We start from the raw sequence: 22,913 nt of genomic DNA, 5'->3' as shown, positions 1-22,913 counted from the left end.
GTTGACGATCGCGTCACCAACTGTTGCCGCCACTGCCGGTTCCTCCGCCAGCGCCTCCGCCTCCGCCAAGGGCAGGAATCACAGGCGGCTTTTGTGGAGTCTCCTCGGACGGCTTCACCACTTTGCGAGCGACCGCCTTCTTGTATCTGATCACCTTCGGCTGCGGCGCCGCGCGAACCACCTTGCGATGTTCCACCGGCGGCGCCGGCTCAAATATTGGCGACACCGACGTGCAGCCCATGAGCCCGGCCAGAACGCCGGACAGAATTGTCCCGATGAATATCTGCTTGAATGCCTTGCCCACCATGGCCTCCTTTGTTCAGAACAAATCCCGACGCGGATTGGCTTCTTCCCAGACCCCCCGGGCCGTATTGACCAGTTGCATGTCCAGCGAACCAGACGGGGGGATCTTCGACTTGAGTTCTTGACGCAGCGCGTCCAGAGCCGCCGTTTTCGGCTTCGAGCCGAACTGCGCCAGGCCTTTCTTGGCGTCCGGAAACTCCTTGCGCAGATCGAGCGCGACGGCGAATGCCAGGAAACGCACCGCGACAGCCTGATCGGCCGTGTCGCCTTTCGCCATTTCAAGCGCCGCGCGATCATAGGCGCTCGACGGATCGCCGCGCGCGGTCGCCAGTTCGAAGAGCCTTTGCGCTTCCGCAGGGTCTTGGCGCACGCCGATGCCATCCCTGTACATGCGGGCAAGGCTGCCCGGAGCGTAGGCCTGGCCAAGATCGGTGGCCTGCTGGAACAGCGCCTGCGCCGTCTTCGGATCCTTGTCGATGCCCTGGCCGGCGAGGTAATTGCGGCCGAGCAGGTTCATCGAATACATGTCCTGGCGCTGCACACCCGCCTGCAGAAAGGCAACGGCGCGGGCCGCATCGGCCGGCACGCCGTTACGGCCCTGAGTGAAGATCGATGCGAGCTCGTTCATGGCATAGGTGTGCCCCATCGCCGCCGCCTTGAGCAGCAGGTCCAGGCCCTGGCCGGTATCGGGCTTGATGCCGTAGCCGTTGAACAGAGCGCGGCCCCAGGCCATCATCCCGTAGGGATCGCCCTTGTCGGCAGCTGCCTTGTAGAGGGCGTTGGCTTGCGTGTGATCGACGCCGGTTCCAACGCCAATTGCGTAGAGATAGCCAAGCTCGAACACCGCGCGCACATGGCCTTTCTTGGCGGCGTCCTCGATGGCTGTCCTGGCCTCGCCGACCTTGCCGGCCGCAAGCAGTGCGCGGCCGAGTTCGTAGCGGAAGCGGGCGACATCGGGATAGGTTTTCACCGCGGCCTCGCAGACCGCCACCGCACCTGCGCCGATCTCGTTGGGCAGCAGGCCGGGCACCACCCCTTGCAGGTCGAGAGGCTCGCCGGCGGCGGTATCGCAAGCATCGACCGTCGGCGACAGCTTCATCGTCGCCGGCTTGGCGGAGCTGCTGTCGGCACGGATTTCGAAGCCGACCTCGACCGGCGCGCCGGCGCCGATCTGCGGCTCGTAACGAAGATGGTCGACTTCACCGGCCAGAAGGCTGGATTGCGGCGACAAGGTTCGATCAGGCAACGACAGCGTTCCCGTTGCCGGATACCCCGTGACCTTCAGGCTGACCGCCGGATCGTCGGTGGGGAAATCCAGATTGAGCGCGACCGGGCCGACGCCGACGGGAATATCAAGCTTGCGGTCCTCGATCGCTTCGGCAGCGCCGGTGATGTGGATGCCGCGATCCAGCACCTGCTGCTTCTGCTCGGCCTCGAGCGAAGCCATGATCTGCTGACCCGCCGCACCTTCGCCGCTCTTGACGCGGAACACGAGTATGCCCTGGCTCCCGCCGCCCCAATTGTCATGCGTGGCATAGGCCAGCATATCCACCTCGTCCTGCGTGGCGGCGCCTTTGGGGACATCCATTTGCAGGCGCGGCAGGTCCTTGCCGGCGATCGGTTCGCCCACCGCGACGTCTTTGCCGTCCAGCACCAGACGGCCCATTGCCGGCGGACGTTCGATGCTGACGCTGATAGCGCCGCCATCGACATCGACCGGCTCCGGCAGGCCGAGAGCGACAGGACCGACCCCTGAGAGCACTACCTTCTCCAGCACTGGCGGCAGCGAAGGCCGGTTGTTGCGGCGCACCAGCACCACGTCATCGATCAGCGAGGAATTTTCCCAGGGCACCTGCATGCCGTTGGTGGCCTGCACGACATCGCGGCGCACCGCCGACATGACCGTGCGGATCTCCTGGTTCGGCGCCAGCGCGCGCCGCGAAAAGGCCGATGAAAACGGGCTGAGGTCGCCGCTGCCGTCATAGGCGACCGCGCCTGGTTCGGTGGCGAAGGCAATCAGCGTGTTGAGCGAGCTTCGCACCTGCGCCAGCCCGGTATTGCCGGTGGTGACAAGCTGGTCGCGCAGCCAGTAATTGTTGCGCGGGAAGGGGTTGTTGCGGCAGGCATCGAGGATGATCACCTGGATCTTCGACTTCGAGCGCAGCTGCTCCAGCACGTCGTTGAGCTTGATGGCCTGGACCTCGATGTCGGCCGCCTTCTTCAACGAGGCGTCGACGGGTATCAGGAAATTCTCGCCGCCGATCTGAAAGCCGTGCCCGGAATAGTAGACGACGGCGAGATCGGCGCCGTCGGCGGCGGCCAGATAGTCCCGGAACTGGCCTTCGAACTGCTGCTTGGTGAGGTTCTCGGCGACGAAAACCTCGAAGCCGGCCAGCCGGAACGTGGCCGATACGTCCTGGGCATCCTTGGCCGGGTTCTTCAGCGCCGGGATGTCGCGATAATCGGAATTGCCGATGACGAGCGCGACCCTTCGATCGGCGCAGGCCTCGAAGCTTGTGAAGCCGGCAAGGATGAAGGCCGCGATGAATCCGCAAAGTCGGAGCATGACAAAACTCCTGGTCGCGGCCTGACGCCGACGAGAACACCGCTTGCGGCATCAAGGTCCGTTGAGAGTATGCAACCTGCCACAGCATAAAGTGAAAGGCCCGTCACCGCCAGACCATGGCAGGCGATTTCTTTCGGCGTCGACCGACCGCAGAGTGCAAGTAGCACGCGCTTCACGAGCAGGTATGTGACAAGTCTCACAGTTCGCTGTTTTGGGGGAATGCCTGGTGCCGGCGGCTGCGCGCCTATTCCTTGAAGAGCAATTCCTTGTCGTTCGAATATTTCACCAGCAGCGGAATGCTGGCGCCGCCGATGACGGGGCCGAGATGGCCAAACGTCCCCTCGATGACGGAGAACGGCTCGGGGCGATCGACAAGGATCCGTGCCAGCTTTCTGCGCATGGCCTTGGCGATCTCCTTGCGCACGCCATTGGGTATGGCGCCATCGATCACCACATTGTCGATGTCGAGCAAGGCAACGGCACTGCGGGCGGCATAGGCAAGCCCGTCCGAAACCTCATCGATCCACGCGGTGACCGGCTCTCCAAGGTCGCCCCAATCGTCGGGCGACGACCAGATGCGGCCGGCGTCCTTCTCCCCATTGTCCTGGTCGTTGAGCTTGCCGGCGAGCGAATGCAGCGAAGCGAGGCGCAGCAGCGGCGTCATCCGGTCGCCCTTGCGCCCCGGCGCGGGCACCGGCATGTCGCCCAGTGCCCCGGCCAGCTTGTTGCGGCCGGGGAACAAGTGATGATCGAGCACCAGGCCGCCGCCGATGAAGTGCCCGACATAGGCATAGAGAAAGTCGGCGCGGGATCCGCCGGCGCCAAACATCAGTTCGGCCGCGGCCGACACCGTGGCGTCGTTGTAGAGGAACACCGGCCAGTCGAACGCCCGGTCCAGTTCTGCGCGAATGTCGATTTCCTTCCAGGCATCCAGCCTGCCCGCCGGCACCGCGCCCTCTTCGCTCAGGTTCCACTGATGGAATGGCGAGGCGATGCCAAGACCGGCGATGCGGTCTTTTTCTATCGATTTGTGCTTGCGGCACATGCGCGCGATGGCGCCCTTGGCGAATTTCATCACCTCGACGGGCGTCGGATAGTCGAACAGCGTGCGTTCGAACGCCATCACGTCGCCGACGAAATTGACCAGGGCGACATCGGCGCTGCGATGGTCGACCTTGAGGCCGAAGGCGTACGCGGCTTTCGGGTTCAACGCATAGGGAACCGAGGGTTGCCCCAGCCGTCCGCGCAAAGGCTCCAGGCGCAGCAGCAGCTTGTTGTCGGCGGCGCGGTTGACGATGGTGGTGATGGTTTGCGCGGCCAGCCCGGTCAGCCGCGTCAAATCGGTCTTGGCCAGCTGGCCGTGCCGGCGGATCAGCGAGACGATCAGGCGTTCGTTGTAGACGCGGCTCTCGGCCTGCGTGGTTCCGCCGCTGCGGCCCTCGGCGATCTTTTCGAGACTGAAGAAGCTGGTGCCGGTCACGCTTTCCCCTGCGCAAGGAGTTTGGCCGCAAGGCGAGCCGATCAAAGCGCTGACGTAGCAATGCGGGCCTGGCAAGGCAACACTTAAATCCACCCGATGGAAAAATGTAGTTGACGCCAGCCGGCCTGCTGTCGTTCAAAGTATGCAAGCCTGGAGGAGCAATGCCGTGACGCAGACCCGGACCATCATGTGCTTTGGCGATTCCAATACCTATGGCGCCATTCCCACCCTGGCCCGCCTCGGACGGCACCGCTTCACGCCCGACCGCCGCTGGCCGGGCATCATGCGCCGCCAGCTCGGCAACGGATGGGATGTGATCGAAGAAGGGCAGGGCGGGCGCACCACCGTGCACGACGATCCGATCGAAGGTCTCCACAAGAACGGGCTCAAATCGCTCCCGGTGTGCCTGGAAACGCATATGCCGCTCGACCTCGTCATCCTGATGCTCGGCACCAACGATCTCAAGCATAGGTTCTCGGTAACGCCGAATGACGTCGCTGATTCCATTGAGATCTTGGCCAGAATTGTCCTGCGCAGCGAAGCTGGCCCCGCGGGCGTGGCGCCCGCGGTCCTGATAGTAGCGCCGCCGCCGATGCTGGAGGTCGACTGGTTCGGCCAGATGTTCCTGGGCGGCGCCGCAAAGTCGATGCACTTTGCCGGCCTGTTCCGCGATGCGGCCCGGCGCGCCGGCGCCGCGTTCTTCAACGCCGGCGATGTCGTCGAATCGAGCGCGGTAGACGGCATTCACCTCGACAGCGACGCGCATCGCGTGCTCGGCACGGAATTGGCCAAAGTCGTCCAGTCGCTGATCGGCAAGGCGTGATCGCGTGGGCGAGTCACCCGACTATCTCTGATTAATTAATTCCACTGGAAAAAGTTTTGACTTGCGAGCGGGAAGGTGGGTATCTGGGGAGACTGGGAAGAGTAGCGACCGCGAGCTTGCGATGCGCGGCAACAATCAACGACAGGGAGGAAGTAAAATGCGATCTGACAGGAACATGATGCTGGCGACGCTGCTCGGCGTTGCCGCTGTGCTCGCGGGCGGTACCATTCTGGCAAGCGCGCAGGACGGCCCGGCCGGGCTCACCAAGCCGGCGGTATTTGCGCCGTTCGATCCGAAGGCGCCGGCCTGCAGCCCACCGCCCGGCCTGAACAAGGTGCTGGCCTTCGCGCAGGACAACGAGCGTGAATTCATGCAGGGCGTCGACCGCGGCCTGGCCGCCGCCGCCAAGGATCGCGGGCTGGAATATCGCCGCGCGCTTGCCAACAATGACGCCGCCAAGGGGGTCGAGCAGGTGCAATTGTTTCTCGCCTCCAAGATCGGCGGTCTGGTGGCGGCGCCTGTGGACCCGGCCTCGATGAGCCGCAGCCTGCAGGAGCTTATCTGGTCGGGCGCCTATGTCGGCACCATCGTGCCGCCGCCGGCCACGTCGCTGCTCAATGCGCCGCAATATGAGACTGGCAAGGTGCTGGCCGAAGCGGCCGCGGCCTACATAAAGGACAAGCTCGGCGGCAAGGCCAATGTCGTCATCCTGTCGCATGACAGCATGGAATTCCTGGCGCCGCGCTTTGCCGCCATGCGCGACATCTTCAAGGCCATGCCAGGCGTCACCATCGTCGCCGACATCTCGCCCAATCCCGTCAACAAGGAAGGCGGCTTTGCCACGATGAGCACCATTCTCCAGGCCCATCCCGACGTCGATGTCGTGCTCGGCGCCGACACCGTCGTGCTCGGCGCGCTGGCTGCGCTGGAAGCGGCGGGCAAGGCGCGGCCGGACCAGTTCCTTGGCGGCATCGACGGCGAGCCGGAGGCGGTCGCCGCGATCAAGAAAGGCGGCGGTCCCTACAAGGCAAGCATCAGCCTGGCGTCGCCGGTCTTCGCTTATGCCATGGGCCAGCACGCCGCCGACTGGCTGGAGGGCAAGAGCATCCCGCAGGCGATGGATATCCTGCCGGTGGCGCTGACCAGCGACTACATGGCCCAGTACGAGGCCGACGTCGCCGACCCGGCCGCGGTCTACAAGGACCCGAAGCGCCGCGATATCTATCTCAGGATGTACGGCAACATCTGCTACGATACGCGCGACCAGTATGTGAATTTCCCCTGGTCATCCGAGGCAAAGTAGCGCCTGTTTTTCCCGCGCGATACGGGCGGTTCAGCCTGACCTGAAACCGCCCGCTTCAGTGAGAGGCAAGCATGAGCACAGACAGCCTTCGAACGGGGACGACACCGCTGCAAACGGGCCGGTTTTCATCCTTGCTGCCGGGCGTCAAGGCGCCGGGCGAAGCGTCTGGCCGCATCGGGCTGGCGCTGGTCGCGCTCGGCTTGATCGTCGCCTTCTCGCTGTTGAACAAATCGTTCTTCAGCCTCGACAATTTCGTCGTCATTGGCGTCAACTCGACCTCGATCCTGATCGCCGTGCTCGGCACCTCCGCGCTGCTGATCGCCGGCTATGTCGACCTCTCCATCGGCAGCATGGTCGCCCTGATCGGCATCATCACTGCCAAGGTCGCGGTGGCGACGCAGAGCGCGCTGCTGGCAATCTGCGTCGGCCTGGGTCTGGGCCTTTTGCTCGGTCTGCTCAACGGTCTGCTGGTGCGCAGGCTGAGCATCTCGCCCTTGATCGTCACGCTGGCGATGCTGGCGCTCTATGGCGGCCTTGCCTTCGTCGTCTCCAGCACCGCGGTCTATGGTTTTCCCGAGGCTCTGCTCGAATTGGGGCGGGGCAAGATCTTCGGCATCCAGTACACCGTGATCATCGCCGCGCTGGTCTTTGTCGCCGGAGCCTTTGTCCTGACCAGCACGGTCACCGGCTTGAGGCTCTACGCCATAGGCGGCGATCCGCGCGCAGCCGAACTCTGCGGCATTCCGGTGGGGCGCACGGTGGTCGGCCTCTACGCCTCCAATGGCTTGCTGATCGGTCTGGTATCGGTGCTGATCGCCGGCCGCCTCGGCAGCATCACGCCGACCATCGGCGTTCGCTTCGAGCTCGACGTGCTCACCGCCGCCATCCTAGGCGGCGTCGCTTTTTCCGGCGGCTCCGGCCGGCCGCTCGGCATCGCCATCGGCGTTGCCACCATCGGCATCCTCAATGCAGGACTGATCTTCGTCGGCCTGCAATCATGGTGGCAATCCATTTCGGTGGGAAGCATGCTGTTGCTGGCGTTGGTGGCCGACCAGGCTGCGATCGGTTTTCGCGGCCGGCGCGCTCGGGCCGCCGCGACCAACTTCGCGGTGGCGGACGATGGTGCCGTCGCCTCGGCCGGCCCTGCCGTGACGGAGGGCAATGGAGAAGCCCCGCAAGGTCCGGCATTCTCGATTGCCGACGCCCGCAAATCCTACGGCGCGCTGACGGCATTGGAAGAGGCGAGTTTCACGGTCGGCAAAGGCGAGATCGTCTGTCTGCTCGGCGACAATGGCGCCGGCAAGTCGACGCTGGTGAAGATTATTTCGGGCGCCATCCGGCCCGATGCCGGCGCGATGACCCTCGAGGGCCAGCCGATTTCCTTCAGGAGCCCGCAGGATGCACGCGGCGCCGGCCTGGAGACCGTCTATCAGGATTTGGCGCTCTGCCCGAACCTCAGCGTCGCCCACAATATGATCCTCGGGCGTGAGGAAACGCGGCGTTGGCTCGGTGTCTTCCCGGTTCGCGACGACCGAAAGGCCGCCGAGCAGTGTCGTGCCCGGCTTGCCGCGCTGGGCGTCACGCTTCGCGACGAAAACGTTCTGGTGCGCTCGCTGTCGGGCGGCCAGCGGCAGTCCATCGCCATTGCCCGCGCGCTTGCTGATCACGTCAAGCTTATCTGCCTCGACGAGCCCACCGCCGCGCTCGGCGTCAAGCAGACCGCGCAGGTCGTCAAGCTGATCCGTTCGATCGCCGCCAGCGGCACCGGCGTCATCCTGGTCACGCACGACCTGTCGACGGTCAGGGCGCTGGCCGACAGGATCGTCGTGCTCAGCCTCGGCAGGGTGGCTTACGACGGCTCGGCCAAACAGCTGACCGCCGATCAGCTCTGGGGCCTGATGGCAAGCGGGACGCTGGCGCCGGCCGCTGGGTAGGAATGCCGATCGCAGGATCTAAAGCTCGAGGCAGACCTTGCCGAAATGCCTTTGCGCTTCGTAGTGCCTGAAGGCGGCGGCGATATCCTGCAGTGGAAAGCTGCTGTCGATGACAGGCTTCAGGCGGTTGACCTCTATCGCACGGATCATGTCCTGCTGGTCGGCTTTGCTGCCGATGGAAATTCCGCTGATGCGGATCTGGTTTGAAAACAGCGCCGGGATTGAAACTTCTGCTGCAAAGCCGGTCAGGACGCCGATGAGTGCGATATGCCCGCCTGTCCGGCAGGCCGCTATCGACTGCGCCAGCGTCGCCGGTCCGCCGACCTCGATCACATGATCGACGCCGCGTCCGTCCGTCAGTTCCCTGGCCCTGCCGCCCCACTCCGGCACCGCCTTGTAGTTGATGACGCTGTCGGCCCCGAGTCGTCTGAGCTTCTCCAGCTTCTCTTCATCGGACGACGTGGCGATGACCCTTGCGCCGGCGGCCTTGGCAAATTGCAGCGCAAACAATGACACGCTGCCGGTGCCAAGGATCAGCACCGTGTCGCCGGGCTTTACCTTGCCGCATGTCACCAGGCCGCGCCAGGCGGTGACGCCCGTGCAGGTCAGCGTTGCCGCCTCGAGATGCGTATAGCCCGCCGGCGCCGTGGTGAAGGCCTGCGCCGGCATGCACACATACTCGCTTGCGAAGCCGTCGAAACTGTCTCCGGGAATGTCGCGGCTTGTATCGGATCTCATGTCGCTGGCCAGCCACCAGGGGTAGAAAACACTGACGACGCTGTCGCCCGGCTTGAACGTGTCGACGCCGTCACCGATCGCGATCACCTCGCCGGCGCCATCCGACAGCGGCACGCGGCCGTCGGCGAGCGGCACCTTGCCCTGTACGGCGAAATCGTCGCGCATGTTCAGCGCGCAGGCGCGAATCCTGACCAGCATTTCTCCCGGCCCAGGCCGGGGCTGATCCTCCTCGACTAGGTCTAGCTTGTCCAACCCGCCCGGCGCTCTCAGCCTGACCAGCTTCATAGTCTCTCTCCGACGTAAAGAGCGTTAGCATGGCGGCGGCGGTCCAGCCTATCGCCGGACCGGCCGGCCGGAAATCACGCGCAGCCAAGGCGCCAGATGGACGGCGCTCATCAAGAGATACATCAGCGGCATGCCGGTGAGCGGGGAGGCATCGGCCCCCAGGCACGACATGACGCCGTCGCCAGCGTGAATGCAGGTAAGCAGCGCCATCACGGCGAAAACAGGGGCCGCGGCGAGGCACAGCCAGTCGGCGGTGCGGAGAGAAACTGCATCGGAGCGTTGAGGGACCTCACTGCCGGTGCCTGTGCCGATATCGCTCATGGTCGTAATCCCTTGATGATCAATGCCCGGGTTTCCTGTCCCGTGAGGCACAGGAAACCAAGCTGGATGGGCGCCGCTCCAGGTCCTTACTTGCCGTCCTTGTTGCGGAACGCGGCTTCGCCGGCCGCCGACACTTCCTCCCACGTCTTGTCGGGTGCGGCGTCGTAATTGTCGTGCCAGTTCCACCAGCTGTAGAGCTCGGTCTGCGGATAGCCTTCGGGCGAATCCTCCCAGATTTCCTGGCGGCCGAGCGGCGTTGCGTCGAGGTAGCTCCAGACCGTGCCCATCTGCTCGTCGCCGCGGTTGTTGATGAAGTAGGTGCGATAGACTTTCTTGCCGTCCTGGATGAACACGTTGTGGCCGTGCCATTCGTCGACGCCGAAATCCTTGTCGAAACTGTCGGTGATTGTGTACCAGGGCATCTCCCAACCCATCCGCTGCTTCAAGCTGGCAATGTCGGCCTGCGGCGCGCGGGAGGCATAGGCAAGCGTGGTGTTGCGGGCGTTGAGATGGGCGAGATGGCCGACCTGGTCGGCGCCGAGCGAACAGCCGCGGCAGGCATGTTCGGGCCAGCCGTGGACGCCGGGTTCGTAGAAGGCGCGGTAGACGATCAACTGGCGCCGGCCCTCGAACAAATCGAGCAGGCTCGCTTTGCCGTTGGGACCTTCAAACACATAGGGCTTGTCTACTTCCATCCATGGCATGCGCCGGCGCTCGGCCGACAGCGCGTCCCTGGCGCGCATCGTTGACTTTTCCTTCACCAGCATCTTTTCGCGCTCGGCTTCCCATTCCTGCCTTGAAACGACCGGTGGGGTCTTCATTGCCACGTGCTTGGTCATTGCTTGTTTCCTTTGCCTGTTGTTGAGCCGTTGTGGCTTGTCGTTGCCTGTTGATCGTGAGGCAGGCTAGGGCCGCGAGGCGGCGAGGGCGGAGTTACAAATGTGACGGCATTTGCAGGCGGGCCACCGCAGCAGGGGTGGCGAGGCCGCACAGTGGGCTCGAAGTCCTCGGAAGCAGGCATGGTCGGTTTTTCCTTATTGAGAAGCTTAACACGACTGTCTGAGATGCTCAGGCTAGCGAATGCGAATATTGCCGTCAACGCAGGCCTGGGCGTCTTCAACCAGTCCAGATGGCTAGGTCGCCGTCCGCGGCTTGCTGCTTGGCGGTGGTGACTTAAGTTAGGGCCGATAAGGGGGGCGGTGGGAGTTACAAATGTGACGGGATTTGCATGGACTCGCTGATCACCGCGGCAGGGCTGGCGCTGGCGGCGGGCAATCCGCTGGCGGCACTCGACCGCGTCGCCTTGCGCGAGGATGCCCCGGCGCTGGCGTTGCGCGGCATTGCCATGGCGCAGCTCGGCGATTTCGATCGCGCCAAAGTACTGTTGCGTAGGGCCGGCCGTGCCTTCGGTCCAAAGGAGGCGGTGGCGCGCGCCAGGTGCGTTGTCGCCGAAGCCGAGATCGCACTTGTTTCGCGTGATCTCGGCTGGCCGTCCAAGGCGCTCGACGCGGCGCGGTCGACATTGGAAAAGCATGGCGACCGGCTGAACGCGGCGCATGCCGGGCATCTCAAAGTGCGCCGCCTGCTGCTGATCGGCCGCCTCGACGAGGCTGAAGACGTGCTGGCTGGGCTCGATCCGTCGCCGCTTCCGCCGGCCTCACGCGCCGCGCATGAACTCGCGGTTGCCGGCATCGCCATGCGGCGCCTGAAGACGAAGGCCGCGCGCGCAGCCCTTGAGTGGGCGCGCCATGCCGCCCGCCGGGCCGGCATTCCGGGTCTTATGGCGGAGGTCGACAGCGCCTTCCTGGCGCTGGAGACGCCGGCGGCGCGGCTGATCGCAGGCGGCGAGGAGCATCCGCTGTTGCTCGAAGAGGTCGAAGCGCTGCAGGCGTCGCGCGCGCTGGTCGTCGATACGTTCCGCTATATCGTGCACAAGCAGGAAACAACGATCTCGCTGGCAACGAGGCCGGTGCTGTTTGCGCTGGCGCGCGCGCTTGCCGAAGCCTGGCCGGCGGATGTGCCGAGGGCGACGCTGATTGCCCGCGCCTTTGGCGGCCGGCATGCCGATGAATCGCATCGCGCCAGGCTGCGGGTCGAGATCGGCCGGCTGCGCGCCGAATTGCGGCCGCTGGCGGGCATAGGCGCGACCAGCCAGGGCTTTGCGCTAAAGCCGCGCGAAGCAGGCTCCGTGGCGGTGCTGGCGCGGCCGATCGAGGAGCGGCACGCCGCGGTGCTGGCCTTCCTGGCTGATGGTGAATCCTGGGCCAGCTCGGCGTTGGCGCTGGCGCTGGGCGCCGGACAGCGCAGCGTACAGCGGGCGCTCGAGCAGTTGGCCGAGACCGGCAAAGTGCAGTCCTTCGGCCACGGCCGGGCGCGGCGCTGGATGACGCCACCGGTCGCTGGTTTCACGACCACCTTGTTACTCCCGTCGCCGCTGCCGAACGGCTAGGAAAGGTGACCATGATCGAGGACCAGGACATGAAACATTCAGCAGCGGAAATCCTGCGCGAATACGGGCCCTTTCCTGATGTCGACACCGTGCACGGCGTGAGCTTCGACGGACAGAATGTCTGGTTTGCGACGGGCGAGCGGCTGACCGCCTTCGATCCGGCAAGCGGTGAGACGCTGCGCTCGATCGATGTCGCCGCCCATGCCGGCACCGCCTATGACGGCCGACATCTGTTTCAGCTCGCCGGGGACCGCATCCAGAAGATCGACCCGGATACCGGCAAGGTGCTCTCCATCATCCCGGCGCCCGGCGGCGGCCGCGATTCCGGCATGACCTGGGCCGAGGGCACGCTCTGGGTGGGGCAGAACCGGGAGCGCAAGATCCACCAGATCGATCCCGAGACCGGGAAAATCCTGCGCACCATCGACTCCAACCGCTTCGTCACCGGAGTGACCTGGGTCGACGGCGAGCTCTGGCACGGCACCTGGGAAGGCGACCAGAGCGATGTCCGGCGCGTCGATGCGCAAACTGGCAAGGTGCTGGAACGGCTCGACATGCCGGCGGGGGTGGGCGTTTCCGGGCTCGAATCCGACGGCGGCGACCGCTTCTTTTGCGGCAGCGGCCCCGGCGGCATGGTGCGATCGGTGCGTCGGCCGAAGTAAGGCCGTCAAGTATTAGGCCGGCAGCGTATTTCCTACGGTCATCCCGCCGAGATCATATCCCGGAGCCGTCGAGCAGCGGGACGTCTTCGCCTTGCCACGGACTTGGCATTGAAGCCCGGCTCAGATTGGCCGTCGGCAGCGGCATCCAGCATTTCAACTCCGGTTCGGGGTATTCGATCACCCGTCCTGGCGACGAATCGGAAGAGCGCCAGCCCTCCGTGCCGAACTGGTCGGCGCGCGACCAGTAAGCGAGGTCGACCTCGGCCGGCCCCTGTTCCGATGGCCTGACCGTGACCAGGATGCGGCTGCCGTCCTTGGGCGCGCTCGCCATGTGCCGCCAGCGATCGGGTTCGTCCATTCTCATGTCCTCCTGCACGTTGCAGGGATAGTCGCCGCGCTCTTGGCAGCGGTCAACCCGAACTTTGCCCAAGCACGAGATCTGTTTAGTACTCCCGCGCCGTCGGCCGAAACAGGATCTGGTTCATGTCGACCTCGTCGGGCTGGCTCACGGCGAACGGCCCACATGGCGAAAGAATCCGGGCGCCGGGCCGCAACAGGAAAATCGAAGCCGGCATGTGAACGGGCTCACATGCCGCCACTGCAAGGAACGCTATGGGACGTCCGGCCATGACAGGGGTTTCGGATGACACTTGCTGATCTGTCTTTTTATCTCTTCACTATTTTCAATGGCTTGCGCGTGGTGTCCTACCTGCCGCAGATCGTGCGGGTGGCCCGGGACAGGCACGGGGCGTCGGCGATTTCCTACGCGACCTGGCTGTTGTGGACAGGCGCCAACGCCACGACGGGACTCTACGCCCACATCAATCTGAACGATCCCGCTCTGGCGGCGATCAACTGGCTGAACGCCGTATGCTGCGTGCTGGTTATCGCGCTCACCGCCTACAAGCGCCATCGCGCACGGCTTCCGGTTGAGGAATCCGCAAGCCGGTCGGACTCGACCGCTCTGATGGTCGACAATGTCTGTTGAAGATCACCGGGGCAGATTGCGCTTTTCGAGGCCGCTCTCAGACATGCACGGTGCCATGCGAAAGCTCGCCCTCGTCGCTTGAGATGAGGAAAGCGGCTGCGAGTAGGCCGACATAGAACAGCCCGACCATGCACGCGACATAGATGCCTGGAACCGGGCCGAGCTGCGCCACGCGCGCGGCGTCGAGAAATGACGCGCCGAAGCCTATCGGCGACCCTTCGCGCTGCAGACTGGGCGTCGTGATCTTCAGCACCCACGCCAGCATCAGGATCGTGTACATGAAAATGTAGTTGCGGCGCAGCCGGCGCACCAACGCCGCGCGTTGCGAGATCAGGAAGCGCGGCGAACGCAGGCCTTCGCCGACGATGGCCAGCCAGTTGGAGGCGTAGTCGGGCTGCGGCGAGAAGATCTGCGCGAAATAATAGCGCTCGAACTGGCGCACCCTGGCCCGGTAGACGTCGAAGAAACGATAGCGCCGCGCCTCGATCCATAGCAGCAGCGTGGTCAGCAGCATGGCAAAGAGCAGCACCCCGTGATGGGCGCTGGGCGTCGACAGTGAGACTGAGAGCATGGCGGCGACGACAGTAATCGCCCAGTTGCTGGTACGGTCCAGCCGGTCGCGCCAGCCGGCCATGCGGGCGATTTCGGCGCGGTGGAAATGCGACATGGTGGCCACGAATTCCGATGAGGTGAGCTTCAGCGCGAACGCATCAGAGGCCCGCGGCGCTGCAGCCGCTTCGTCGGTTTTCACGGTCTTGACCTGGGACATCCCTTGCCACGCGCCTCCCAACGCCATGGCCGGCCGAAACGACGCCGGTCATCCCCATCTGCGCAACGCGCAATCGGTTGAAAATGTTCCGTCGCCGGCCCGGGTCTCGGCCGCTTATCCGCAGTCAGATAGGCCCGTTATGCGATTCAGGTAATGAGGAACCTGCGGCGCGCCATGGGAGCGTGGCGTGCAACTGATCTCGCCCGCAAACGTTATACCGGGCACAATGAGGGGGTGCATGTCTTTCGTGGTCAACCGGCGCCGGTCGGTCGCGCTTGCCGCGGCAGCTTTCGCATTCATGCCGGCCGCATCGTTGGCAGCCGAAAAGACCGGCATGTCCAGCGAGGGCATTTTCGTTCTCGAAATCCTCCTTCTGCTTCTCGTCGGCCGCGGCATCGGCGAGTTGCTGGAGCGTCTCGGCCAGCCGGCGGTGATGGGTCAGCTCATCGGCGGCATCCTGCTCGGGCCATCGCTGCTCGGCTGGCTATGGCCGGAAGCAGAACGCGTGATCTTTTCAAGCGACGCCACCCAAAAGAGCATGATCAGCGCCATCGCCCAGCTCGGCGTGTTGATGCTTCTGTTGCTCACCGGGATGGAGACGGATCTGCGGCTGGTGCGCAGGGTCGGCCGTGCGTGCTTTTCCATCTCCGCCGCGGGCGTCGCCGTGCCTTTCGCGCTCGGCTTCACCGCCGCGCAGTTCATGCCGGCCTCGCTGCTGGCCGACGGAACCGAGCGCATTGTCGCCGGTCTCTTCCTCGGCACGGCGCTGTCGATCTCCTCGGTCAAGATCGTCGCCATGGTGGTGCGCGAGATGAACTTCATGCGCCGCGATCTCGGTCAGACCATCGTCTCGTCGGCCATCATCGAGGACACGATCGGCTGGGTGATCATCGCCATCACCATCGGCATCGCCACCAAGGGGCGCATCGAGCTCGGCAGCCTTGCCTTCACCATTGTCGGCGTCGCCGCCTTCATGGGGTTTTCCTTCACGATTGGCCGCCGCATCGTCTTCGACGCCATCCGCTGGACCAACGATACGTTCCGCAGCGAATACGCCGTCGTCACCGTCATTCTCGCCATCATGGGCGCAATGGCGCTGATCACCGATCTGATCGGCGTCCACACCGTGCTCGGCGCCTTCGTCGCCGGCATACTGGTTGGGGAATCGCCGATCCTGTCGCGTCATATCGAAGGGCAATTGCGCGGCGTCATCATGGCGCTGTTCATGCCGGTTTTCTTCGGCGTCGCCGGCCTTTCGGCGGATCTCACCGTGCTTGTCGACCACGAGCTTGCGCTACTCACGGCCGCTTTGGTGCTGATCGCCAGCTTCGGCAAATTCGCCGGCGCCTTCATCGGCGCCGAGCTTGCCGGCATGAGCCGCAAGGAAGGCATCGCCGTCGGTTGCGGCATGAACGCGCGCGGCTCGACCGAAGTCATCGTCGCCTCTATTGGCCTGTCGATCGGCGTTCTGTCGCACAATCTTTTCACCATGATCGTGACCATGGCCGTCATCACCACGCTCGCCATGCCGCCGACCTTGCGTTGGGCACTCGGCCGCTTGCCGATGGGCGAGAACGAGAAGAAGCGTCTGGAGCGCGAGGAGATCGACCAACGCGGCTTCATCGCCAATCTGGAACGACTGCTGGTGGTGACCGATGAGGGCGTTGTCGGCCGCTTTGCCGCTTACCTCGCAGGAGTCGTGGGCGCCGGCAGGCCGACGACGGTGCTGCATGCCCGAGGCGAGGGGGAGGAGGCCGAGCCCGGCACGGATGCGAAGCTCGAGCCGATCGAAAAGGGTGCCGAGGACAGCCGCGAGGCCGCCAGGAGTTCGGACGAGGAGCTGACCCGCGCGGCGCCTGTCACGCGGCGCCACGAGGCCGAGCTTTCGGCCGAAACGGTTGCCAAGGAGGCGCGCAAAGGCTATGGGCTGCTGCTGATCGGGCTCGGCCGCGCGGTCACGTCGAAAGGTGGGTTTGCCCGCCGCATCAACGAGATCGCCGGCGCCTTCGAGGGCCCGCTATGCCTGGTGCTGAAGGCGACCGGCGCCGGCCGCCAGATGCCAAGGCTAGGACCTGAAGGCGGGAAGATTCTGGTTCCGGTCAACGGCACCGCGATCGCCCGCCGGGGTGCCGAAATGGCGCTGGCGATTGCAGCGGTCACGGGTGCGCGGGTCAAGATACTTTATGTCGCGCGCGTCGGCCGCGACGAACCGCGCGACACTGTCTCGCATCGCCGCAGGGAGGCGGTGCTGAAGGATACCGTCGCACTAGCCGACCGCTATGGCGTCGAGATCGAGACTGCCATCCGCAGCCGGGCCGCCGCCGCCGATGCCATTGCCCGCCAGGCCGGCAGGGGGGCGGCGCTGATCGTCATGGGCGTGGCGCGGCGCCCTGGCGAGGAACTCTTCTTCGGCGAGACGACCACCGGCGTGCTGCAGCGCTGCCAATGCCCGGTGGTGCTGATCTCGGACGCCAGGCTCAGCCGCGACGACGAGGGCAGAGAAGAGCTGCGCTCAGGAACGGGGACAGGGTGATGAGTATTTCCCCTCGAGGGGAAATTTCGCTCATGCCGCCTGCAGCCTCTCTCGGCCGGGCTGCGGCGGGAAGGCGATGGCGATGCCGGCAGCACCGAGGCCGATCAGCGCCGAGCCGATGAACAGCCAGGAATAGCTGGCATAGGCGTCGAAGATCATGCCGCCGGCGAGCGGGCCGAACGACATGCCGAGGCTGGACAACAGGGTCGCGGCGCCAAGTATCGTGCCGATGATGCGTGGCCCAAAATAGTCGCGCGCCAGAACCGCATAGAGCGGCATGACGCCGCCATATGTGGCGCCGAAGATGATCGCCAGGAGATAGAACTGCTCGAGATTGCCGACGGCGAGATAGGCGGCGATCACCACCGCCTGGATGGCGAGGCCCACGATCAGCACCGGCTTGGCGCCCAACCTGTCGCCGAGCACGCCGTAGAGCACGCGCCCGCCAAGGCCGGCAAGGCCCTCGACGCTGTAGATCGACACGGCTGCCATCGGCGCCACGCCGCACGACATGGCATAGCTCACCATGTGGAAGATCGGCCCCGAATGCGCCGCGCAACAGGCGAAGAAGGTCATGCCCAGCACCAGGAATTGCGGCGAGCGCAGCGCCTGGCCGACTGACATGCCGGGGGCCGCGGCAGGCGCGGGCGCGCTGCCATCCGCTGCCGCGACCGCCGCCGACGGCTGGCGCACCAGGAAGACGGCCGGCAGCAACAGCACCCAGGCCATGATCCCGATGTCGAACATGGCGGTACGCCAGTCATAGGCCGTGATCAGCCAGCGCGCGAAGGGCGAAATGGTCATCGGCGCCACGCCCATGCCGGCCGAGACCAGCGACACGGCCAGGCTGCGATGGGTCTCGAACCAGGCGGTGGTCAGCGCGATCATCGGCGCGAAGAAGGCGCTGGCCGCCAGCCCGACGATGACGCCATAGCTCAGCTGGAAGACCAGCAGCGATTGGGCTCGGCTCGCCACCACCAGCGACAGGCCGAGCAGCACCGCGCCGGCAAAAACCACCGGGCGGGCGCCGACACGGTCATAGATGGCGCCCCAGGCGAAACCGCCTGCACCCATCACTAAGAAATTCAGCGTCATGGCGCTTGAAATGCCGGTTCGCGACCAGTTGGTGTCGAGCGCCATCGGCTCGAGAAAGATCGCCAGCGAAAACATCGCGCCGAGCGCCACACAGGTCATCAGCGCGCCGCACGCGACGATCACCCAACGGTAGGAATTGTTCATGCTCTTCTCCCGAGATCGGTTTCGATGCGGCGCCACTCGCTCCAGCTCCGTTGCGCCGCTTGCGTCCGAAGGACGTTGGCGGGATTTCGAATCCGACAATCCGGTTGCATTTTTTATCCGGTCTGCGTGGAAGTCCATCCGGATATGACAAAAGCAGGGGTGTAAGGCTGCCAAGCGCGCCGACAAGATAGACTGCCGAATTGACGAGCCGCTCCGCGGCACTAGCTTTGTGGTCTCGCGACGGGAGATATCGCTCATGGAACTGCATCGCGGCCGCCTCATCGACCACGTCCAGCTGGTGGTCAGGGACCTCAAGGCGAGCCGGCGCTTCTATGAAGCCGTCTTCAAGGTGCTCGGCATTCCGATCGGCGGCGAGGCCGAGGACTATTTCTGGGCCGACGAGCTGTTCATCTCAAGCCTCGACAGCCGGGCGGCGAGGGGACAGCTGACCGGGCGCCATCATCTGGCCCTCCAGGCCAGGGACAAGGCCATGGTCGATGCGTTCTACAAGGCCGGCCTCGATGCCGGCGGCGCCGACAATGGCGCGCCGGGTGAGCGGCCCTACCACCCCGGCTACTACGCCGCCTTCCTGCTCGACCCCGACGGCAACAACATCGAGGCGGTGTTTCACGGGCCGGCAAAGCGAAGTGCCGCTTCGGTCGAGATCAATTTCTAGCGCAGGTTCACGAGGAGCGGGTTGCGGTGATCCGTCCGGAGTTCTCGTAAAAACAAAGAGTTGAAGCGGTCCACGGATTCAATCGCTGAACTACTTCACATTGCCGGCGCGTAGCGGTTCACCACCATTCCGCAGGCATAGGCTTTAGAGCCGAGCAGGCGCAATTTCAGGAAGCCGCCACAGTCGAAAATCCGCTCGCCGTCGCCCAGCGCGGCCGGATTGATGAACAGCTGGAACTCATCGACCAGTCCCGCTGCAATCAGCGCCGAGGCAAAGCCGGCGCCGCCGAATACCGCCATGTCGCCTTCACCTTCAGCTTTCAGCGCCTTGACCTCGCGCGGCAGGTCGCCGCTGGCAAGCGTCGTGCGCTCCCACCGCGATGCCGCGAGCTTGTCGCTCAGCACCACCTTGCGCGCCTCGACGATGCGCTGCGCAAAGGCGTAGAAGGGATCGCGCGGATAGTTTTTTGCCGCATTGCCCCAATGGGTTAGATAGCCTTCTTCGGCCATCTTGCGGCTGAGCAGAATGGTATCGATGCCGGCGAACACCGCGTTGAAATCCTGCTTCAAGTCGTCGTCCCACGGGCAGTTGGCGCCCCATTCCCAGAGCTGCCAGTGCTCATCGCCGGCCGCGCCGACAAAACCGTCGACCGACATCTGCATCTGCAGGATCAGTTTTCTCATCGTCGTTCTCCTGATTGAGCTCTGGTGTCACCAGCGCCAGGTCAGGCGGCGTTGGTGATTGCTTTACTTTCGGAACCATTGACACGAGAGAAAAATGATGTCAATAGTAAAGTGATTTAGAAATGGAAGCATTGAGAATGTCGACCAGGGAAAGATCCGGCTGCCCCATCAGCCTGTCGCTCGAATTGCTCGGTGACCGCTGGACGCTGCTGATCATCCGCGACATGATTTTCGCGGGAAAAAGGCACTTCCGGGAGTTTCTGCTATCAGGCGAAGGCATCTCGTCGCGCACGCTGGCCGAGCGGCTGCAGACCTTGCAGGATGAGGGCATTGTCACCAGAAGCGACGACCCCACGCACAAGCTCAAGGCGATCTATAAGCTGACCGAGGCGGGCATCGACCTGTTGCCGGTGCTGGCGACGCTCGGCGCCTGGGGGAGCAAATACCGCAACGCCGATGACAAGCTGGCAAGGATCGCCGATGAACTGGCGACGGGCGGCGAGGCAGGCCTGGAGCAGATAAAGAAGAAGCTGCGCGCCGAGCATATCGGCTAGGGAGCAACGCCAGCCCTCCCTTCGGGCCGATGGCGGGCTACATCGACACGACGTCGCGCAGCCTCACCCTTCCCATCCCGCAAATCGCTGTGGCCGGAGCCATGTCTGCTTCGGATTGCCATCGCCCGAACCACGGCCTCTTCCAGCCAGCGCGCGATGGCGGGGGCGGCATGCATGCCGATTGGCCCATGCCGCCATGCACGTAGAGCTCTTCGACCGCGGTGCGGCCGGCGACAGGCAGCCCGTCCGACAGCATGGGCGATTGCCGGGATAGACATTCGTCACCCTGGGTGAGCCGAGACCGGACAGGATGCGTAGCGTGCGCGCCGCGATGCGAAGGCGTCTCGGCGCTAGCGCGCCGATCCACCTTCTCCAACAAGGGGAGAAGGTGAGGCGCGCCTTGTCCCGCCTGCGCTTCTACGCGTAGCCTAAGGAGCTAGCGGGAGGAGAATCGCTTGGACACCACTGTCGTTATTGTCGGCGCCGGGCCTGCCGGCCTTGCGGTCGGTGCCTGCCTGAAGCGGGCAGGAGTGGATTTCATCCTGCTCGAAAAATCGCAGGAGATCGCGCCCGCCTGGCGGCGGCACTATCGGCGGCTGCATCTGCATACGGTGAAGTCGTTCTCGTCGCTGCCGTTCCTGCCATTTCCCAGGGACTATCCGCGCTACGTGCCGCGCGAACTGGTGGTCCGTTACCTCGACGACTATGCGGAAAAATTCGACCTGCGCCCGCGCTTCGGCGTGACGGTGAAAGCCATTCGCCTCGGGGACGGCGGTTTTCTGGTCGAGACAGGATCGGACAACCTCAAGGCGCGCCATGTCGTCATCGCCAGCGGTAACAATGCCGAGCCGATCATCCCCCGGCTCCCTGCTATCGAGGCTTTCAAGGGCGAGGTGCTGCACAGCGCCGACTATACGCAAGCGGCGCCCTTTGCCGGCCGCTCGGTGCTGATCGTCGGCATGGGCAACACCGGCGCCGAGATCGCGCTCGACTTGGCGGAAAGTGGCGCGCGTCCGACCATTTCGGTGCGCAAGGGCGTCCACATCGTGCCGCGCCAGCTGTTCGGCGTGCCGATCCAGATGGTCGGCATCGCCAGCCGGCCAATGCCGCAGGCGCTGAACGACTGGATGTTTCCGATCATCCTCGATTTCGCGATGGGCAAGCTCGAGAAATACGGCATCGTCAGGCCGAAGCAGGGCATCCTGCAACAGATCGACGAAGTCGGCCGCATCCCCGTCATCGACGTCGGCACGGTCGACGCCATCACCAAAGGCGCCATCAAGATCGCGCCCGACATAGCGGGCTTCACCGAGCGCGGCGCTGCGTTCACCGACGGCAGTCAGGAAAATTTCGACGCCGTCATCCTCGCCACCGGCTATCGCCCGGGCTACGAAAAGTTTCTGCCCGTGGAATTGCAGCCGGAGCGCAGTGGTGTCAACGCCCGCGCCTCGCAACTCGGCCTCTACCTCGTCGGCTTCTACAATCCGGTCACCGGTCTGCTCAGGGAAATTGGACGCGAGGCGAAGGCAGTGGCGGCCGACATTGCTCGGCGAGGCTGAAAGGGGCGGCGTCGGCCAAGCTGCGGATCTCCCGCCTTGCGGGGAGATCGGCTATCCATCACAGCCGCGCCGCATCGCCCTCATCCAGCAGCCATTGCCGCACGGCTTGCGTCGGTTCTGGGTGCCGTTGCTTGCGCGGCATCACGACATAGAAATCGTGCGTCCCCCGCATCTCCGCGTTGATCGGCTGCACCAGCCGGCCGGCGGCAATGTCGGCGGATACGAGAAACCGGCTGGCCAGCGCGATGCCCTGGCCGGCAATGGCGGCGTCGATCGCGAGGCCTGTCTGGTTGAAGCGCATGCGTTTGGCCTCGGTGGCCATCCTCAGGCCGAGTACTCTCTCCATGAATTCCGGCCACAGATTGTGCGCGTCGTGCAGCAGGACGTGATGCTGGATATCGGCCGCCGCGATCTCGTTCGCGCCGGTCGGCAGCAGGGCAGGGCTGCAGATGGCGATGATCTGCTGTGGAAACAAAAGATCCACCATCAGGCCGGCGCCGGAGGGCAGGCGGCCTTGCCTGACCGCAATGTCGACGCCATCGGCCTGAAAACTCGACAGGCTTTCGCTGGCCAGGATTCGCAAATCGACCAGCGGGTTGTGCGCGACGAACTCCGGCAGTTTGGGGATCAGCCATTTGGTGGCAAAGCTCGGCGTGACGCTGATCGTCAGCCGCGCCGGTTCGGGCCGCAGCAGCAAGGTGGCCTCCGAGATCAGCTCGAAGGCGCGGCGGATGTTGGGCATATAGGCGCGGCCCTCATCGGTCAGCGCCAGGCCGCGCGGCAGCCGGTCGAAGAGTTTTGTGCCGAGATCGGCCTCCAGCCCGCGTATATGCTGCGCCACCGCCCCTTGCGTCACGTTCAGCTCTTCGGCGGCGATGCGGAAGTTGAGATGACGCGCGGCGGCTTCGAAGGCACGCAGCGCATTCAATGGTGGCAGGCTCAGGAAGGCTTCAGGCATGCAGGAGTTTTTCTACAGCTTGATTTCAGGCTTTCTGGTTCGAACCAGATGGCAACACCGTTTATAGCATTGCTCGAAGGTCGGAAACAT

At 64.6% G+C, this 22,913-nt stretch carries 22 protein-coding genes; 10 read left to right on the top strand and 12 right to left on the bottom strand.

The window, feature by feature from the left end:
• Positions 1-13: 13 nt before the first annotated feature.
• From NKL06_RS04355 to NKL06_RS04345, 3 genes are all read right to left on the bottom strand, one after another.
• A complete protein-coding gene (locus NKL06_RS04355; protein ID WP_023693816.1) occupies positions 14-307 on the bottom strand; it encodes a hypothetical protein in 294 nt (97 codons plus the stop codon).
• Positions 308-319: 12 nt separating this feature from the next.
• A complete protein-coding gene (locus tag NKL06_RS04350; protein ID WP_023693815.1) occupies positions 320-2,869 on the bottom strand; it encodes a caspase family protein in 2,550 nt (849 codons plus the stop codon).
• A gap of 244 nt (positions 2,870-3,113) precedes the next feature.
• Entirely contained in the window at positions 3,114-4,349 is a 1,236-nt protein-coding gene (locus tag NKL06_RS04345; RefSeq protein WP_023693814.1) for an ROK family protein, read from the bottom strand.
• A 166-nt stretch (positions 4,350-4,515) separates the two neighbouring features.
• On the opposite strand from NKL06_RS04345, the gene NKL06_RS04340 reads away from it, so the two are divergent.
• From NKL06_RS04340 to NKL06_RS04330, 3 genes are all read left to right on the top strand, one after another.
• Complete coding sequence (locus NKL06_RS04340) at positions 4,516-5,172, top strand: SGNH/GDSL hydrolase family protein (RefSeq protein ID WP_023693813.1); 657 nt, start codon at positions 4,516-4,518, stop codon at positions 5,170-5,172.
• Positions 5,173-5,329: 157 nt separating this feature from the next.
• Positions 5,330-6,475: a sugar ABC transporter substrate-binding protein gene (locus tag NKL06_RS04335; protein ID WP_032905967.1), complete on the top strand. Its 1,146-nt coding sequence runs from the start codon at positions 5,330-5,332 to the stop codon at positions 6,473-6,475.
• Positions 6,476-6,546: 71 nt separating this feature from the next.
• On the top strand, positions 6,547-8,409 hold the full coding sequence (locus NKL06_RS04330; RefSeq protein ID WP_352580046.1) for an ATP-binding cassette domain-containing protein: 1,863 nt from the start codon (positions 6,547-6,549) through the stop codon (positions 8,407-8,409).
• A gap of 18 nt (positions 8,410-8,427) precedes the next feature.
• Here the strand turns inward: NKL06_RS04330 and NKL06_RS04325 are convergent, their stop codons facing one another.
• The 3 genes from NKL06_RS04325 to NKL06_RS04315 all read right to left on the bottom strand — a co-directional run bounded on the left by NKL06_RS04325 (position 8,428) and on the right by NKL06_RS04315 (position 10,592).
• Positions 8,428-9,432, bottom strand: coding sequence for a zinc-dependent alcohol dehydrogenase family protein (locus NKL06_RS04325; RefSeq protein WP_023693809.1), 1,005 nt, complete (start codon positions 9,430-9,432; stop codon positions 8,428-8,430).
• A 48-nt stretch (positions 9,433-9,480) separates the two neighbouring features.
• On the bottom strand, positions 9,481-9,753 hold the full coding sequence (locus NKL06_RS04320) for a hypothetical protein (RefSeq protein ID WP_023685488.1): 273 nt from the start codon (positions 9,751-9,753) through the stop codon (positions 9,481-9,483).
• Positions 9,754-9,839: 86 nt separating this feature from the next.
• Positions 9,840-10,592 (bottom strand): DUF899 domain-containing protein, encoded by a 753-nt coding sequence (locus tag NKL06_RS04315; RefSeq protein WP_023693808.1) that lies wholly within the window; start codon positions 10,590-10,592, stop codon positions 9,840-9,842.
• A gap of 389 nt (positions 10,593-10,981) precedes the next feature.
• Here NKL06_RS04315 and NKL06_RS04310 point away from each other — a divergent pair, with 389 nt between their 5' ends.
• Both NKL06_RS04310 and NKL06_RS04305 read left to right on the top strand, forming a co-directional pair.
• Positions 10,982-12,202, top strand: a complete 1,221-nt coding sequence (locus NKL06_RS04310) for a hypothetical protein (protein WP_023685490.1) — start codon at positions 10,982-10,984, stop codon at positions 12,200-12,202.
• Positions 12,203-12,231: 29 nt separating this feature from the next.
• On the top strand, positions 12,232-12,864 hold the full coding sequence (locus tag NKL06_RS04305; protein ID WP_023693807.1) for a Vgb family protein: 633 nt from the start codon (positions 12,232-12,234) through the stop codon (positions 12,862-12,864).
• Positions 12,865-12,916: 52 nt separating this feature from the next.
• Here the strand turns inward: NKL06_RS04305 and NKL06_RS04300 are convergent, their stop codons facing one another.
• Positions 12,917-13,222, bottom strand: a complete 306-nt coding sequence (locus tag NKL06_RS04300) for a hypothetical protein (protein ID WP_023689804.1) — start codon at positions 13,220-13,222, stop codon at positions 12,917-12,919.
• 85 nt (positions 13,223-13,307) lie between these two features.
• Positions 13,308-13,439, bottom strand: coding sequence for a hypothetical protein (locus NKL06_RS04295; protein WP_023693806.1), 132 nt, complete (start codon positions 13,437-13,439; stop codon positions 13,308-13,310).
• Between the two features lie 68 nt (positions 13,440-13,507).
• On the opposite strand from NKL06_RS04295, the gene NKL06_RS04290 reads away from it, so the two are divergent.
• Positions 13,508-13,852, top strand: coding sequence for a PQ-loop domain-containing transporter (locus NKL06_RS04290; RefSeq protein WP_023693805.1), 345 nt, complete (start codon positions 13,508-13,510; stop codon positions 13,850-13,852).
• 37 nt (positions 13,853-13,889) lie between these two features.
• Here the strand turns inward: NKL06_RS04290 and NKL06_RS04285 are convergent, their stop codons facing one another.
• The gene (locus tag NKL06_RS04285; protein WP_023693804.1) at positions 13,890-14,621 is read right to left on the bottom strand and encodes a DUF2270 domain-containing protein; all 732 of its coding nucleotides are present in this window, start codon (positions 14,619-14,621) and stop codon (positions 13,890-13,892) included.
• Positions 14,622-14,859: 238 nt separating this feature from the next.
• On the opposite strand from NKL06_RS04285, the gene NKL06_RS04280 reads away from it, so the two are divergent.
• Positions 14,860-17,154, top strand: a complete 2,295-nt coding sequence (locus tag NKL06_RS04280; RefSeq protein WP_023693803.1) for a cation:proton antiporter domain-containing protein — start codon at positions 14,860-14,862, stop codon at positions 17,152-17,154.
• Between the two features lie 30 nt (positions 17,155-17,184).
• Here the strand turns inward: NKL06_RS04280 and NKL06_RS04275 are convergent, their stop codons facing one another.
• A complete protein-coding gene (locus tag NKL06_RS04275) occupies positions 17,185-18,393 on the bottom strand; it encodes an MFS transporter (RefSeq protein WP_023693802.1) in 1,209 nt (402 codons plus the stop codon).
• Positions 18,394-18,640: 247 nt separating this feature from the next.
• Between NKL06_RS04275 and NKL06_RS04270 the strand changes: the two genes are divergently transcribed.
• Positions 18,641-19,069: a VOC family protein gene (locus NKL06_RS04270; protein ID WP_155927330.1), complete on the top strand. Its 429-nt coding sequence runs from the start codon at positions 18,641-18,643 to the stop codon at positions 19,067-19,069.
• Positions 19,070-19,164: 95 nt separating this feature from the next.
• Here the strand turns inward: NKL06_RS04270 and NKL06_RS04265 are convergent, their stop codons facing one another.
• On the bottom strand, positions 19,165-19,752 hold the full coding sequence (locus NKL06_RS04265; RefSeq protein ID WP_023673464.1) for a dihydrofolate reductase family protein: 588 nt from the start codon (positions 19,750-19,752) through the stop codon (positions 19,165-19,167).
• 137 nt (positions 19,753-19,889) lie between these two features.
• Between NKL06_RS04265 and NKL06_RS04260 the strand changes: the two genes are divergently transcribed.
• A complete protein-coding gene (locus tag NKL06_RS04260; protein WP_023673465.1) occupies positions 19,890-20,306 on the top strand; it encodes a winged helix-turn-helix transcriptional regulator in 417 nt (138 codons plus the stop codon).
• 455 nt (positions 20,307-20,761) lie between these two features.
• Complete coding sequence (locus tag NKL06_RS04255; protein WP_023693799.1) at positions 20,762-21,865, top strand: flavin-containing monooxygenase; 1,104 nt, start codon at positions 20,762-20,764, stop codon at positions 21,863-21,865.
• Between the two features lie 58 nt (positions 21,866-21,923).
• On the opposite strand, the gene gcvA is transcribed toward NKL06_RS04255, so the two are convergent.
• Positions 21,924-22,823 (bottom strand): transcriptional regulator GcvA, encoded by a 900-nt coding sequence (gene gcvA / locus NKL06_RS04250; protein WP_023693798.1) that lies wholly within the window; start codon positions 22,821-22,823, stop codon positions 21,924-21,926.
• Positions 22,824-22,913: the final 90 nt, after the last annotated feature.

The organism is Mesorhizobium sp. C268A (assembly GCF_040324475.1).
In the GTDB taxonomy this organism is placed as follows: domain Bacteria; phylum Pseudomonadota; class Alphaproteobacteria; order Rhizobiales; family Rhizobiaceae; genus Mesorhizobium.
This window is presented reverse-complemented; position numbering and strand designations above follow the sequence as displayed.